The sequence below is a fragment of the Shewanella sp. HN-41 genome, assembly GCF_000217915.1.
In the GTDB taxonomy this organism is placed as follows: Bacteria; Pseudomonadota; Gammaproteobacteria; order Enterobacterales; family Shewanellaceae; genus Shewanella.
In genome coordinates, this window is sequence record NZ_AFOZ01000017.1 from 160,333 (window position 1) to 176,208 (window position 15,876).

The following is a 15,876-nucleotide window of genomic DNA, read 5'->3' on the forward strand; positions in this document are numbered from 1 at the left end:
ATGGAATATTTAGTTGAACGTATCGAAGGCCATACGGCCATTCTGACGATGAATAATCCGCCAGCAAACACTTGGACCGCAGAGAGTTTGCAGGCGCTTAAAGCTAAAGTGCTTGAGCTGAATGCCAATAAAGAGATTTACGCCTTAGTACTCACAGGGCAAGGGCAAAAGTTCTTCTCCGCCGGTGCCGATTTAAAGCTGTTTGCCGACGGTGATAAAGGCAATGCGGCGACGATGGCAAAGCACTTTGGTGAAGCCTTTGAAACCTTAAGTCAATTTCGCGGTGTGTCGATTGCGGCGATCAACGGCTACGCCATGGGCGGCGGCTTAGAAGTGGCACTCGCCTGTGATATCCGGATCGCCGAAATCCAAGCTGTGATGGCCTTACCCGAAGCAACCGTGGGTTTATTACCCTGCGCGGGCGGCACCCAGAATCTGACCGCATTAGTCGGTGAAGGTTGGGCTAAGCGGATGATTTTATGCGGCGAACGTATCGATGCGACTCAGGCATTGAATCTACGTTTAGTCGAAGAAGTGGTCGAAACTGGCGAAGCGCTCAATGCGGCCATTGCCCTTGCAGCGAAAGTGGCGAACCAAAGTCCGAGCAGCGTAACCGCCTGTAAAACCCTTATCCAAGCGGGCCGAACTATGGCGCGTAGCCAGGCATTGCCGATTGAGCGTGAATTATTTGTCGGACTATTTGATACTGAAGATCAGGCCGAAGGCGTGAATGCGTTTTTGGGTAAACGTAAAGCTGATTGGAAGAACCGCTAATGACCAATGTAGTAGATGCTAATGTTGCTAATCATGTTGCAAACAGCGTCACCACCCAAAACGTGGTGTTTCAAACCTTAGCCACCGCTTCTGGCAAGTGGATTGGGGTGGTGACGCTCAATGTGGAAAAAGCCCTCAACGCCTTAGATTTAGACATGGTTCGCGCGATGACGGCCCAGCTCAATCTGTGGAAGAAAGATCCGCTAATCGCCTGTGTGGTACTCGATGGCAGCGGTGAAAAGGCATTTTGTGCCGGGGGAGATGTGCGGGCTCTGTACCATGCCTCCGTGGCGTCTAAGGGGCAAGTGACTGAAGTCGCGAAAGTGTTCTTTGAGGAGGAATATCGCCTCGATCATCTACTGCATACCTATGGCAAACCTGTGCTCGTATGGGGCGATGGCATAGTCATGGGCGGCGGCCTCGGTTTAATGGCGGGCGCTAGCCACAGGGTGGTGACCGAAACCTCGCGCATCGCCATGCCTGAGGTCACCATTGGGCTTTATCCCGATGTGGGCGGCAGTTATTTCCTCAATCGTATGCCGGGCAAAATGGGGCTGTTTTTAGGGCTCACCGCCTATCATATGAATGCGGCCGATGCCTGTTATGTGGGGCTTGCGGATCACTATTTAAATCGCGATGACAAAGAGCTGATGTTTGATGCCATGGCAACCTTAGATTGGAGTGATACACCCGCGTTAAACCATCAACGCCTCGATAGCATGATCAACGAGCTGTCTAACCAAGTGAATACCCCTAAGGGTGAGAGTGTGTTAGCCCAGAGCCAAGACATTATCGACCGGCTGATGGCGGGTAGCCTTGAGGATATCGTCTCGCGTATGTCGACGTTAGTGTCAGAGGATGCTTGGCTAATGAAGGCGCGGGATACTTTCCTCGCTGGCAGCCCTATCAGTTGGCACTTAGTACATGTTCAAGCACAGCTTGGGACTAAACTCAGCCTAGCCCAGTGTTTCCAATGGGAATTAACTGTCAGTGTCAATGTGTGTGCCCACGGTGATTTCTGCGAAGGCGTTCGGGCGCTGTTGATCGATAAAGACAGGCAGCCCCAGTGGCGCTTTAAGGATGTGCAAGCTGTGCCTACGGCCGTGCTTGAGCAAATATTGGCTTCCCCCTGGGACGAGGCGCATCCCTTAAGCCAGTTGAGCTAAGGACTTAGGCATTTAATTAACTGAGTTAAGTGACTGAGTAAATTTGACCTAGGCTCAGTCAAGCTCGCTTTACTCTGTGGTAACGACAGCATTACCACTACACCCAAGAAGAGAACAGCACACAGGAGTGATGGCATGAGTACAGTAGCATTTATCGGTTTAGGTAATATGGGCGGCCCAATGGCGGCCAACTTGTTAAAAGCGGGCATGACGGTTCGGGTGTTCGACTTAGTTCCCGAGGCGATGCAAAGCCTTGCCGAACAAGGCGCATTAGTCTCAACCACAGCCTGCGGCGCGGCGGCGGGCGCGAATGTGGTGATCACTATGTTACCTGCGGGCAAGCATGTAAAAAGTTTATATCTTGGCAATGGAACGGACAAAGGCCTGCTCGAAGTGGTTGCTGGCGATACCCTGTTGATCGATTGCTCGACTATCGATGCCCAAAGCGCCCAGTTAGTGGCGGCCGAAGCGGCTAAAAGTGGTATTGAATTTATGGATGCGCCGGTTTCTGGCGGCACGGCAGGCGCTGCGGCGGGGACCTTAACCTTTATTTGTGGTGGTTCGGATACGGCATTTGAGCGCGCGCAGGTTGTGCTCAAGGCGATGGGTCAGAATATTTTCCACGCGGGCGGAGCCGGTGCGGGTCAAGTCGCTAAAATCTGCAATAACATGTTGTTATCTGTATTGATGGTGGGCACCTCTGAGGCATTGCAAATGGGGATTGACCATGGCCTCGATCCAAAAGTGTTGTCGGACATTATGAAGGTCAGCAGCGGCGGTAACTGGACGTTAGAGAAGTACAATCCCTGTCCCGGCGTGATGGAGACTGTGCCGTCTTCTAAGGGCTATCAGGGTGGCTTTATGGTAGATTTGATGGTTAAAGATCTCGGTCTGTCACAAGAAGCCGCATTATTGAGCAATTCCAGCACACCAATGGGCGCTTTAGCCCGTAGTTTGTATGTGAATCATGCGAGGCAGGGTAATGGTCGTCGAGATTTTTCCAGTATTTTTGAGCAATTTGCACCACTAAAAAAATAGACATTAAAAACAAGGGATAACCAGATGGATTTAAAAGATAAGGTTGTCGTCATTACTGGCGGCGCGGGTGGTTTAGGCTTAGCAATGGCGCAAAACTTTGCCCAGGCGGGTGCTAAGTTGGCACTTATCGATGTGGATCAAGAAAAACTTGAACGTGCCTGTGCCGATCTCGGTGCCACCACTGAGGTCCAAGGTTATGCGTTAGATATTACCGATGAAGAAGACGTCGTCGCAGGATTTGCCTATATTCTGGAAGACTTTGGTCAAGTCAACGTGTTGGTTAATAATGCCGGTATTTTGCGTGATGGCATGTTAGTCAAAGCCAAAGACGGCAAAGTGACTGACCGTATGTCATTTGAACAGTTCCAATCGGTGATCAATGTCAACTTGACGGGAAGCTTCCTCTGCGGCCGTGAAGCGGCGGCGGCGATGATCGAGTCGGGCCAGGCGGGCGTGATAGTGAACATCTCTAGCCTAGCGAAGGCGGGGAATATGGGTCAGTCAAACTACGCTGCCTCTAAGGCGGGGGTTGCGGCGATGTCGGTGGGTTGGGCTAAGGAACTGGCGCGTTACAATATCCGTAGCGCAGCGGTTGCCCCAGGCGTGATTGCGACCGAGATGACCGCGGCTATGAAGCCCGAAGCGTTAGAGCGGTTAGAGAAGTTGGTTCCCGTGGGGCGTTTAGGCCATGCCGATGAAATCGCCTCCACCGTACGCTTTATTATTGAAAACGACTACGTCAATGGCCGTGTCTTTGAAATTGATGGCGGCATCCGCCTGTAATGGGGATGTTACTATTAGTGCGAAGCAAAACCGAGTCTAGGCTCGGTTTTTTTATTTATCGCTAATATATTGTTGTAATTGGTCAGCTGTCGGTGGAATTCGCTTGTTGGAGTTGACATTTGGTTGTTAAGCTTCAACAATCGCCATCCACTTTTTACATAAGTTTACAAACATGTTTCACGACATGATGATGGAGTTGATTATCTGAATGTCTTGGCAGGAAAAAGCCCTTTGGCTTGAGAAAATCACCAAACGTATGATGCTGGTTGTCGGTACTTTAGGTGTGTTAGTGATCTACAGTGGTTTCTTTTTCCTGCTTTTTACGGGTCGTTCACTGGCTGTCATCCCGTGGTTTTTCCTCGTGTCACCTTGGATTTGCATTTATTTTGGTTTGACACAGGTACAGCAATTAAAAGTGTTAAATTGGTTTGTCAAAAAGTTAAAGAAATAGCCTAAGGGCATATTGAGACACAGTTGCGGTTTGTAACATGAGCAAACTTGGGGAAAAAATGGAATTACGACGCTATTTTCCATATCTGTTGAGCTTGGCTTTATTGCTGCTTAACGGCTGTGAGCGTACGGATACACAGGGTTCGTTTGCCAAGGGAAATGGCGATAGAATGGTTGCTCCCTATGGTAGCTGGCAGTCGCCTCTTACTGCGGCAGAAGTCTTCGAACAGGTAGATGATATTGCCGAGTTACAGAGTGTGGGTGAGGTCATTTATTTTTCCGAGTCCAGCGGCAAAGCACAGGGTAAGGTAGGGATTAAACGTCTCGATAAGCTTGCCAATGTCGCTGAGGTAGTTCCCCCAGAGTTCAATGCTAAATCCACGGTATATGAATATGGTGGCGCGGCATTCTTAGGCATAGGTCAAAGCCTATTTGTTACTAAGCTGCAGGATCAGCTATTTTACCGTTTTGCTCCCAATCAACCGCCGCTCCCCTTAACCCCTAATGGCACACGCCATGCCGATTGTATTTCCTATCCTAAAGGCTCACGCATTATCTGTGTTCGGGAAGATCACCGCCAAGCTGGGGAACCAAAGACGAGTCTGGTCACTATCAATCTGAACTTTGCGGGTGAAGGGGATACCTTTGTTTCCGGCCATGATTTTATCAGTTCCCCTAGGATTTCCCCCGATAACACTCAACTTGCATGGATCACATGGGAACATCCTTATATGCCGTGGGATAAGAGTGTGCTCTGGCTTGGGGATCTTGATCGCAAGGGCCAATTAAAAAATATTCGCAAGGTGAGTACGCCCAAGGATTCTTCGGTGACTCAGCCCTTATTCGGCCCCGACGGTAAGTTATATGTGGTCTCGGATCTCAGCAACTGGTGGAACATTTACCGCGTCACGCCGAGGGAAACCCTAGAGCCTGTGCTGGCAAAAAACGCCGAGTTTGCCATACCGGATTGGCGTTTAGGAAATCATAATTACGCCTTTGAAACCGCCAATACCTTGATTGCCAGTTATGTTGAAGGTAATCAGGCGGCGTTGATCCGCATACATTTAGACTCAGGGTTAACCGAGTCTTTGGCTGTGGATTTTGCCGAAATAGCCCAAGTTGTTAAGGGGGAGGACGGTGTTTACTTTATTGGAGCTAAAGCCACCCCTGAAAAGGGCATTTACCGTGTCGTTGGCCGTGGCACTGAGCTAGTCTACGCTCCTGCGCTGCCAAAACTGGATCCTAACTATGTGTCGCGGGCTAAAAATATTACTTTCACGACGGGTAAACATCAGCAGGCCTATGGCTATTTTTATGGGCCCGTGAACCCTAACTATATTGCGCCGCACGATACGCGTCCGCCGTTAATTGTGATGTTGCATGGCGGTCCGACGGCAAGGGCGAGTCTCGCCTATCGCAGTGATATTCAATTTTGGACTACTCGAGGCTTTGCTGTACTCGATTTAAATTTCCGTGGCAGTAGTGGTTTTGGCCGTGCTTACCGCCAGAGTCTCTATGGCAAATGGGGGCAGAGTGATGTGGAAGATGCGATCAACGCGACCAAGTATTTAGTCGCAAAAGGTTGGGTAGACGGCAGCAAATTGGCGATCCGTGGTATCAGCGCGGGTGGATTGACCGTGATGTCGTCCTTGGCTTTTTACGATGTCTTCCAAGCTGGGGTGAGCTATGAGGGGATCAGCGATTTTGAACAACTCGCCAAAGGAACCCATAAGTTTGAAACGGGTTATTTAGATCAACTGATTGGCCCCTATGCCGAAAATAAAGCCCGTTACCGTGAGCTATCTCCTTTTTATCATCTGGAGGGGCTCAATGAACCTTTGCTGATCTTTCAAGGGCTGAGAAATAAGATAGTACCGGCGCAGCAATCGCGGCAAATATATGAGGCGCTTAAAACAAAGGGGGTACCTACGGCCTATATTGGTTATGAAGATGAACCCGATGAGGGAAGAAAGCCAGAGCATAAGGCGGCGGGGTTAGAAACTGAGTTGGCTTTTTATGGCAGAGTATTTCAATTTACCCCTGCGGGTGAGCTACCTAAACTCGTGCTCGACAATGCTTCTGCACTACGGCGCAGATAAGAGCGTCAGACTAAAGCAATAATTTAAATATTAACAATGTCTTGTAGATAGACGGGCTGTTTTGTTGAGATCCTACTATCAATAATAATTAGTTAGGTTTATGGCTTAGGCAATCGATTATCGCGCAGTGGGGCTGTGTCCCCCCTTGGCACTCGTCCACCATTTGCTGTAACTGTGCCCTGAGATTGTGTAGCTTTAACATTTGCTGTTCTACATAATCAAGGTGGCTGCGGGTCAGTTGTTTGACATCCTCGGCATTGCGACTCTCATTATCCCTTAACTCCAGCAGTTGCTTACAGTCCTCTAGGCTAAAACCTAGATCGCGGCATTGATGTACAAATTTAAGGGATTCAATATCCCGTTGACGATAGACACGATATCCTGCTTCATTTCTACCCCCACAGACTAAGCCAATATCGTGATAGTAACGGATACTCTTAACGCTTAAGCCCGTCTGTTTCGCCACTTCACCTATCTTCATCTTGACCTCGATTATTTACACCGATAATGCAAAGCTGATCCGTTGATAAATTCATCCTCGACTCTCCCACTATGGGACACTCTATCTTAATCCTATCGTGTGTAAGTTCAACCAAGGAATGCCTCATATCTCAGATAAGACTCTCTGTCGCCAATATGAGTTGTGCTGGCTGTTTAGCGGCCAAGACAAGGCTTTGCAGGGGATCTTGGTAGTTAAGATCATTAACTTGTCATCCAAATCGGTGAAAATAGGGCATGATTAAGCACTAAATCACTCAGGGATTAAGTGCTTAGCAATTCGTGCTGGCGGAGCTGTACACCTAATCCCAAGCGAATGGGTGGGGCCTTTTTAGTTGATAATTTAGCCCAAACTGCTATAGTGCCACGTTTATTTTTACCCCCTCAGGCTGGTGGAAATTGGTTTATGCTTATTTGCACTGCCAATAGTCTGGCCAACATTACTCGATTTGGAAGTTCATTTTGATCACAACAGCGAATATCACCATGCAGTTTGGCTCTAAGCCACTGTTTGAAAACATCTCAGTTAAATTCGGCGGCGGTAACCGTTACGGTCTTATCGGTGCGAACGGCTGCGGTAAATCAACCTTCATGAAGATCCTTTGCGGTGATCTAGAGCCGAGCAGCGGTAACGTATCCTTAGACGTCAACGAACGCCTAGGTAAGTTAAGCCAGAACCAATTCGGTTATGAGGAATTCACGCTTATCGATACAGTGATCATGGGCCACCGTGAACTGTGGAAGGTGAAGCAAGAGCGTGACCGTATTTACTCTCTGCCAGAAATGAGCGAAGAAGACGGTATTGCCGTGGCAAACCTTGAAATGGAATTTGCCGAGATGGACGGTTACACCGCCGAATCCCGCGCCGGTGAACTGCTGCTCGGTGTGGGTATCGGTATCGAAAGCCATTTCGGTCTGATGTCTGAAATTGCCCCAGGCTTAAAACTGCGGGTGTTATTGGCTCAAGCCCTGTTCTCCGATCCCGATGTGCTGCTGCTCGACGAACCGACCAACAACTTGGACATCGATACCATTCGCTGGTTACAGGACGTACTGAACCAACGCGATAGCACCATGATCATCATTTCGCACGACCGTTACTTCTTAAACTCAGTCTGTACCCATATGGCGGACTTAGACTACGGTGAACTGCGCGTTTATCCTGGTAACTACGATGAATATATGCAAGCGGCGACCCAGGCCCGCGAGCGTTTAATCGCAGACAATGCGAAGAAGAAGGCTCAAATTTCTGAGCTGCAAACCTTCGTTGCACGCTTCTCTGCCAACGCATCTAAGGCAAAACAAGCGACTTCCCGTGCCCGTCAAATCGACAAAATTAAGCTGGATGAAGTGAAAGCCTCTAGCCGCGTCAACCCCTTTATTCGTTTCGAACAGGAAAAGAAACTGTTCCGTAATGCCTTAGTGGTTGAAAACTTAACCAAGGGTTACGACACTCCGCTGTTTAAAGACTTAAACCTGATCGTCGAAGTGGGCGAGCGTATTGCGATACTAGGTGAAAACGGCGTGGGTAAAACGACCCTGCTGCGTACCTTAATTCATGATATTCCACAGGATGAAGGTCATATTCAATGGTCTGAAAATGCCAACATCGGCTACTACGCTCAGGATCACGAGTCAGATTTTGAAAACGATATGACCCTGTTTGAGTGGATGAGTCAGTGGCGCAAACCCGAAGATGACGATCAATCTGTTCGCGGTATCTTAGGTCGTATGTTATTTGGCGCAGACGACATTAAAAAATCAGTGAAAGTGCTGTCGGGTGGGGAAAAGGGCCGGATGTTATTTGGCAAACTCATCATGCAAAAAGCCAATATTTTGATGCTCGATGAACCGACTAACCATATGGATATGGAATCTATCGAGTCATTAAATAACGCCCTAGAAAAATACGAAGGCACCTTACTCTTTGTGAGCCATGACCGCGCCTTTGTATCATCATTGGCAAATCGTATCCTTGAAATCACCCCCAATGGTGTGAACGACTTCAGGGGCACCTACGATGAATTCCTTGCCAGCAAGGGCATCGAAGGCTAATTTTTTGGCCTTAAGTGTATGAATAAAAACGCCGCTCATTTAGAGCGGCTTTTTTATGCGTTTGATTTAGTCGCAGCCCCATACGCCAAGCGCAACTGCCGATGGCTTAACCAGCCTTGCGCCATACCCGCAATAATGATCAGTCCCATACCTGTTAGCTGCTGCGCGGTTAACGCTTCATTAAATAGCCACCATGCCAGCGCCACTACGACCACAGGTTCCACATAGGAAAGCGTGCCATAGGTGACCGAGGGCAGTTGCCCTAGGGCTTTTACCGCAAATAAAATGGCCAAGAATCCCGGGAGGAATCCAATCGCCAGCAGCCAAGCAAATTGATTTAGGCTCGGCACTAAGGGCGTGGATAACACTAAGGGCAGTAAGCATAGGGCACCGACACTGAGCTGGATTAAGGTGCTTTGATAGGGGGAGGCGGCGCTGGGTTTACGGTTGATTAAGATAAAGCCGCTATAGGTGACTAGTGAGAGCAGAGCATAAAAATAACCCATGATTTCATTGTCGTAGAGTGACTGAATCGACGTCACGGGCAACATAAAGATAAAGCCCATTAAGGCGAGTACCACACTGGCGATGCTGAAGCGATTGAGTCTTTCATGAAACACAAAGTGGGCAAAGAGTGACGCCAGCACAGGGGCGAGATAGATGATCATGATCACCCTTGCCATTTGGGTGTATTCAATGGCCTCGATATAAAAGGCCATAAATCCCGCCAACATAGCGCCATTTATCAAGGTGCGCTTGCTCGGTTTATGGCGAATTTGCGGCCCTTTACCCGTTAACAGCATATAGGCCATTAAAAACAGCGCGCCGAGTAGCAGGCGGTAAAAGGTAATATGTTCGGCGGGCAGGGCGGCAAAACGCGCGAATACGCCAATGGTGCCCATTAGGCTGGCTGCCAGCAGGGCGAGCACTATGGCCAGTGCGGGAGGCGGAGTCATGTATCACCTTTAATACTGATAATTCAATGATGAAGGGAGCTGAGTTTGCCTTAAAAACGCCGCCTAGGCGAGTGCAATTGTGAACACTTTGTTGGCTCGGCTTTGCCGGCGATGGCTGCCGAGCCTACCGAGCAGAGATTGATGATTTAACTGCGCTAGCAAGCCACCAATCTTCTGCTACACAATCGATTTGCGCGAGCGAAAATGATTTAAGGGATCTTGGCAATAACTCGCCTTAACCTGTTGCAACATCTGGTAATTCTGCCCAAAGTAGCGTGCGGTAGGGATGGTATTATCTTTAAAGTTGATAAAGGCGCCTGAGCTGTTGGCAATCGTGGCATCGCGGCAGGTGTCTATCCAGTCGAGTGCTTTATTCACGCGGGGATAAACGGAGTTAACCTGCATTAAGGCTTGCTCTTGGAGTTCGCTGTTCCACCATGCCTGATATTGGATGATGTAGGCCTGTTCCTTATAGGGAAAGGCACTCTGGCTTTTTTGCACTTCACCGAGAGTGCGGTAAAAATCGCCGCTAATCGCGCTCAGGGTGACATAGGTAAATAAACCTAATTGCCTATTGCCATCAATTAGTTGTGATGAGGTTAGACTGTCGATAAGCGAGATGTGCCCCTGTTTTAGTCCCTGTGTATGGGCCAAACGTGATGTCACCCTATGGGGGGCGGGGCGCAGCAAGTCCTGTGAATGTTGGCGCTGATTTTTGTAGAGCTGTATGTCTGTATCATTAATCAGTTCGGTCATTCTATGGTTTAAGGCGGGTTGTAAATCCTGAATGGCTTCGCGGTTCCAGCTTTCCATCAATTCATCGCCATAGGATTGGGTTAAGCCGCCCATAGATGCTATTTGCACTCTATTGGGTTTTAAGCCGACGGCGCTAAATTGAGTCTTGATAAAGTGCGCAAGGCTCGCAGGATTTCCCTCCCAATAGCCGTACATAATGCAGTTATGTTTGGCCTCTTGGGGATCCTGCTCGCCAGTGCTTAACGATGGTTTTACCTCTGGCAACCCGGCGGGTTTGGCTTGAATTTTAAGGTTCGTCCCCAGTAAACAGGGCAGATTATCCGCCAGAATAACCTGTTCCCAACGCTCCAATAAGCTTAAGGTTGGGGTGTTTGCTTGCAGCTGTTGATTGTCCTTAAGATGCGGATTCCACTCCAACTCAAATTTCAGCAGGCTTGGGGGCAGGGCAAAGGTGCGAATAAAAAAACGGGTGACAATACCGTAGCTTAAGCCGCCTCCGCCCTTGAGCGCCCAGAGGAGTTCGGGCTTATTGGCCGCAGAAACCACTTGGGTCTCGCCTATGCCTAACACGATTTCCGCCTGTACTAAACTCTCGCAGCACATACCGTATTTGCGACACCAAGGCCCCCAACCGCCGCCCATAATAAAACCTGCTAGGGCGTGGGAGGCGCTCGTGCTGTGGGGCAACATCAAGCCCTTTTGCGCCAGATAGCTGGTTAAGGTCTGCATAGTACAACCCGGTTCGACGGCGACTATGCCACTGATAGGGTCGAGTTCGATGCCGTTCATTAACTCCAGATCGATCACTACGCTATTGGTCTCGCCGCTTTCCCCTTCGTGATCATGGCCGCTGGAACGCACGCTGATGGCCAAGTGATAATCGACGGCGGTCTTGTAGACCAGTTTGACCTCTTGGCTGCTGCGGCATTTGATAATGGCGAGGGGCTTTTTTTGCAAGCGGCGATTAAACAGTTGGCAGGCGTTTTCATAGGCCAGCATCTGTTGTCCTGTGCTTACCCAAAAATCCTGCTCGGCGTAATACTGGCCATCGGTAATGATATATTTGCTGGCAATATGGCTGCGCACTTCGTTAATAAAGCGCATAAAATGCTTGGCTTGGCGGGTGACCACATTTTCACTGATGCGGATCTCGGCGGTTAATCGGCTCGAGGTCGATTGACTGATAAAACAGTCAAATTCTAGCTCATTGCTCAGTTGTAAATTGATATGTGAGCGATTGGGCGTCAGTGATTTTAATATGTCAAAACTTAACTCAATATCGGCTCTGTCCTCGGCTCGATAGTTTGCTTTATAAATAAAATGTGGCCAGTTGTCGCTGCTGGATTCAATCATATAGGCGCAGCGTTCATGGGCGGGAATAATATTGGATAGCTGCTTGTTAAAGTTATTGGTGTTTAAACTCTGTTTGCTAAATTCATACTCGGTATCATTAAAAATAATCAACATCACTTCTTGTCTTGTCGAATGGTATGAAGTTAAGCTTGTATTAGTCTTTGATTGTTTTTTGGGATAGATATTCAGATTGCAATCTATAAGTTTTGATTGATTATGAGGGTTAAGATAGCAATCTAAAATTTCACTCTCACTGAGGCATTGTTCAATCAAGCTAATATTTAACAGCTCGCCATTAAATGCCACAAAGTTATCCATCAGCGGTTTTAATTTAGTCTCTTCTGTTAATGGTGTTGGCTGTTGCTGGAGATGGATTTCATTACCATCGATAAAGCATTTTATCTCATGATATTGATAGGTGATGGATAATAAATGCCAATAATCATCATTAATGCCGCCTAGGGTAGAAATAGTGTCAATATGCAATAACTGACTATTCACTCGGGTTTCAATATGACCAAGGGCATTAATTGTGACCCTAAAACCTGTATTATTCGTCTCACAACAATATTGAAATACCAAGCCTCCCTCTTGGGTCTTTACCCAAGCTTGGAAGGTGAAAACATCGAGCGCTGCCGTATTTAACGCAAAGGTATCAGCCACTCTCGTTTGAGTGGTTTGAGCCTGAGTGTCTGCTAAGGCTCTGATAGGCTTATCCGAATGGGGATTAACGCTTTTCGATGTTTTCATGGCGATATCCTTGTTCTATTTATACTGCTCAATAGGCGCTAGCTGCTTAACTGACGGCCGCTCAAAAGGCTTAGAGCGAGGTGTTTATCCGGTCACGACCATCGGCCTTGGCGCGGTAAAGCGCAGTATCGGCGGCGCACACCATGGCGAGTGAAGTACGGAACTGGCCATTAACTTCACTGGCAATCCCTTGGCTGGCACTTACCGAGACATAATCCCTGAGTCCTTGGTCAGCAAAACGAATGTCATTAATCCCTTGCTGGATTTTTTGCGCTATGGTCAGCGCCATTTTGGCATTGTGATTAGGCAGGATCAGCGCAAACTCTTCGCCGCCGTAACGGGCCGCAAGACCGATTTCGATAGGCACAATATTGGCGATCACTTTGGCAATTTTTCTAAGGCATTCATCACCTTGGATATGACCAAACTGGTCATTAAACACCTTAAAATAATCCACATCGATAATGACTACGCTGATAGGGCGCAGTTTGGCGGTGCATTCTTCCCAGTGCTGTTGCAGCATTTCATCAAAATAGCGACGGTTCGCCAGTTGGGTGAGGGAGTCGGTGGCGGCCAACTTACGCAGCTTTAGGTTTTCCGCCTTATGGTGAGTTAAATCGTGCATCACCATCACAAATACGGGTTCATGGCTGGGAATATAAGAGATAGATAACTCAATATCTTTTGCCTTGCCGGACGCGCAGATCAGCGTGGTTTCCTGCGCAGGGTGCTGCACGGGGTGACCACAATTAGTGCCTAATTGCACATTGTGGCTCAGCAGGCTGTCATAGCGCGCTTGATGATGTTCGGTCAAAAAATTGCGCCAGTCTTGGCCCTTTAAACTCGCCTGCGGGCAATCGAGTAGCTCGGCACTGCGCTGATTGCACGAACGGATAAAACCGTTGGCATTCACTAGGATCACTGGCTCGGTTAAATGTTGAATAAAGAGTTCAATGGTCTCGAGAGAGGAGTGCTCGAAAAAGTTCAGCGGTAGCTCGGCAGCCTTTACATGCTGAGTTGCGGGCAATGCAGCATCATCGACAATGGATAAGGCGGGTTGTTGGCGAGCCAGTTTCGGTGAGTTTGTCATTGTTATCTTTCTCCGTGAACTTTAATCATCTGCGCTAGGCGCTTTTCTGAGGATGACTTTATTCCGGTGGAAGAAAAGATACCTTCTGCTTACCTTCTGGTTTAACTTTATGATTTTAAATGCTTTAAATTTTACCTTCTGAGTTGGGAATTATGCTTTGAAGTGAGATAGCTGGGCGGTAGTTTGCTTTTTCCTATAGCAAATTGGACAAAAAGCATTTAATCCTAAGAACTAAGACGGAGCAGAATGCGCGTTGTCGGTCTAATTTAGCTCAACGCGAGCCCGTCAATACGGCTTGGATGTAGCGCTTGGCTATGGGATTTTCCTCGGCACCATTTGCCACCTTGTTGGAGTTTGAAAGCACACATGGCATCCCATCGACCACTTATGCCACTGTACTGGCGGCGAAACTCCTTGGCTGAAAGCAACCATGCATCGGATGCAATCCCTAACTCATTAAGCAGTTTTGGCCGCTGATTATCGATAAACCCTTTTTTATCATGACGAATCGCGCGGCCAGTCCAATCGATGAGCTCGAGATAATCGGCAAAATGGAAGGGAATACCCGTTTGCTGATTAAGATGTGTTGCACCATCAAATTTTGCGAGGGATTTGTCTGATATTGGCTGAGTGTTATCTACAGGGGGTTGGGTTATCAGTGGTGTGAGGCTGTTACGGGAAAGTGCATTCAGACGTTCTTGAATTGATGTAAAATCAGAGGATTGCAAAGAATCGGCAATGCCCGCTCGAATAGGATTTAAATCGACATACATCATACAAGCTAGTAATGCTTGCTCATCTAACAGCGCTTGGGATTTAAAACGACCTTCCCAAAAGGCACCTTTGCATTCATCTTCTCGATTCGCTTTACGGGCAATTTCTTCATTTAAACAACGCATAAACCAAGAAATACTGCTTAATCGCTCGTGCCACTCGGTAATTAAGGCATCGAGCAGCAGTCGCTCACCCTCGATTAAGGCATCACCATTGATATATTTAGTGGCAACGGCATGGCCTTTAGTGATCTGACACCAGCGGCTGATAATGTCTTTTGGAGTTAAGGATTTCGCCTTATCAAGATCAATTTTGAGGACGAGATGATAGTGGTTGTTCATCACCGCATAGGCGCAAATATCAATACAAAAAATAGCGGATAACGCTTTGATTTTATCTACAATCCAGCCTCGTCTATGTTCATAACTGCGGCCTGTGAGTTTATCTTCACCACATAAAAAAGCCCTTCTGACACAGCGATTAATCACATGGTAGAAGGGTGTAGTATTAGCATCGATAAGCATTCTTCTGGCCGAGGTCATCATACACTCCAGATAGGCAAACCCGAGATAAGGTAAAGCCTAGTCGAGATAGTGCGAAAGGCCAAAAAGATATGGCTGTCCCTGCTTTTCTTCTTCTGGCCGAGGTCATCATACACTCCAGATAGGCAAAACCGAGATAAGGTAAAGCCTAGTCGAGATAGTGCGAAAGGTCAAAAAGATATGGCTGTCCCTGCTTTTTCCGAAAGGTCAAAAAGATATGGCTGTCCCTGCTTTTTCTGCTTTCTGCTTTCAGCTGTCCCTGCTTTTGCTGCTTTTTAATTTGCAAAGAAGAATTGGTTAAAAGTGGGGAAGAATTGACACTCAGGCGTTTGGCGGTGGCAAGTAGAGGGGGGTCTGGAAGGGGGAGAAAAGGGGACTGCTAAGCAGTCCCTTTCAATGGAGATTAGTTTTCAGGACGGTTAACCACTTCTGGATCAGGACTCAATAACATTAGTGTGTTTGTCGTGTTTGTTAATACAAACTGAAACTTTGTTGTACCCGCTGTGTGGTCCAAATCTACAAGTTGTACCAACTGTCCATCACTACTAATTGTTACGGCGTCAATAATTTCATCAAAAGGAGTGATGAAACCAACGCCAGCAAATTTTAATCCTTTTCCAGTATTATCCACTAATTGATAAGTGATAGTGCTTGCCTCTGTAATTGTTACATCACCTTGGCACGGCTCACCAGTCGTGTCGACATAGCTAAAAACGGGTTCATTATTATCTAAGTTAACAATCACCTTGATAAAGTGAGCGTGACCTTGTACATTTTGCATTTCTTACTCCT

Annotated in this window: 13 protein-coding genes; 7 read left to right on the forward strand and 6 right to left on the reverse strand. The window is 47.8% G+C overall.

Annotated elements, in window-relative coordinates; genetic code table 11:
• The 6 genes from SOHN41_RS06660 (at position 1) to SOHN41_RS06685 (ending at position 6,310) form a co-directional block, all read left to right on the forward strand.
• A complete protein-coding gene (locus SOHN41_RS06660) occupies positions 1-774 on the forward strand; it encodes an enoyl-CoA hydratase (protein WP_007646875.1) in 774 nt (257 codons plus the stop codon).
• Positions 774-1,940 carry an enoyl-CoA hydratase/isomerase family protein gene (locus SOHN41_RS06665; RefSeq protein ID WP_007646877.1) on the forward strand — a complete coding sequence of 389 codons (1,167 nt, stop codon included), beginning with the start codon at positions 774-776 and terminating at the stop codon, positions 1,938-1,940. The genes SOHN41_RS06660 and SOHN41_RS06665 overlap by 1 nt, the downstream gene beginning before the upstream one ends.
• A gap of 135 nt (positions 1,941-2,075) precedes the next feature.
• A complete protein-coding gene (gene mmsB, locus SOHN41_RS06670; protein ID WP_007646878.1) occupies positions 2,076-2,978 on the forward strand; it encodes a 3-hydroxyisobutyrate dehydrogenase in 903 nt (300 codons plus the stop codon).
• A gap of 24 nt (positions 2,979-3,002) precedes the next feature.
• A complete protein-coding gene (locus SOHN41_RS06675; protein WP_007646880.1) occupies positions 3,003-3,761 on the forward strand; it encodes an SDR family oxidoreductase in 759 nt (252 codons plus the stop codon).
• A 208-nt stretch (positions 3,762-3,969) separates the two neighbouring features.
• Complete coding sequence (locus tag SOHN41_RS06680; protein WP_007646882.1) at positions 3,970-4,212, forward strand: hypothetical protein; 243 nt, start codon at positions 3,970-3,972, stop codon at positions 4,210-4,212.
• Between the two features lie 58 nt (positions 4,213-4,270).
• Entirely contained in the window at positions 4,271-6,310 is a 2,040-nt protein-coding gene (locus tag SOHN41_RS06685) for an alpha/beta hydrolase family protein (RefSeq protein WP_037458318.1), read from the forward strand.
• A gap of 88 nt (positions 6,311-6,398) precedes the next feature.
• On the opposite strand, the gene SOHN41_RS06690 is transcribed toward SOHN41_RS06685, so the two are convergent.
• Positions 6,399-6,791, reverse strand: coding sequence for a MerR family DNA-binding protein (locus SOHN41_RS06690; RefSeq protein ID WP_007646884.1), 393 nt, complete (start codon positions 6,789-6,791; stop codon positions 6,399-6,401).
• 479 nt (positions 6,792-7,270) lie between these two features.
• Here SOHN41_RS06690 and SOHN41_RS06695 point away from each other — a divergent pair, with 479 nt between their 5' ends.
• Entirely contained in the window at positions 7,271-8,863 is a 1,593-nt protein-coding gene (locus SOHN41_RS06695) for an ABC-F family ATPase (protein WP_007646887.1), read from the forward strand.
• Between the two features lie 53 nt (positions 8,864-8,916).
• On the opposite strand, the gene SOHN41_RS06700 is transcribed toward SOHN41_RS06695, so the two are convergent.
• From SOHN41_RS06700 to SOHN41_RS06720, 5 genes are all read right to left on the reverse strand, one after another.
• Positions 8,917-9,819, reverse strand: coding sequence for a DMT family transporter (locus SOHN41_RS06700; protein ID WP_007646889.1), 903 nt, complete (start codon positions 9,817-9,819; stop codon positions 8,917-8,919).
• A gap of 177 nt (positions 9,820-9,996) precedes the next feature.
• Positions 9,997-12,678 (reverse strand): FAD-binding protein, encoded by a 2,682-nt coding sequence (locus tag SOHN41_RS06705; protein WP_007646890.1) that lies wholly within the window; start codon positions 12,676-12,678, stop codon positions 9,997-9,999.
• 70 nt (positions 12,679-12,748) lie between these two features.
• Entirely contained in the window at positions 12,749-13,768 is a 1,020-nt protein-coding gene (locus tag SOHN41_RS06710) for a sensor domain-containing diguanylate cyclase (protein ID WP_007646892.1), read from the reverse strand.
• A 266-nt stretch (positions 13,769-14,034) separates the two neighbouring features.
• Positions 14,035-15,084, reverse strand: coding sequence for a transposase (locus SOHN41_RS06715; RefSeq protein ID WP_007646894.1), 1,050 nt, complete (start codon positions 15,082-15,084; stop codon positions 14,035-14,037).
• 403 nt (positions 15,085-15,487) lie between these two features.
• Positions 15,488-15,865, reverse strand: coding sequence for a DP-EP family protein (locus SOHN41_RS06720; protein ID WP_007646896.1), 378 nt, complete (start codon positions 15,863-15,865; stop codon positions 15,488-15,490).
• Positions 15,866-15,876 lie beyond the last annotated feature (11 nt).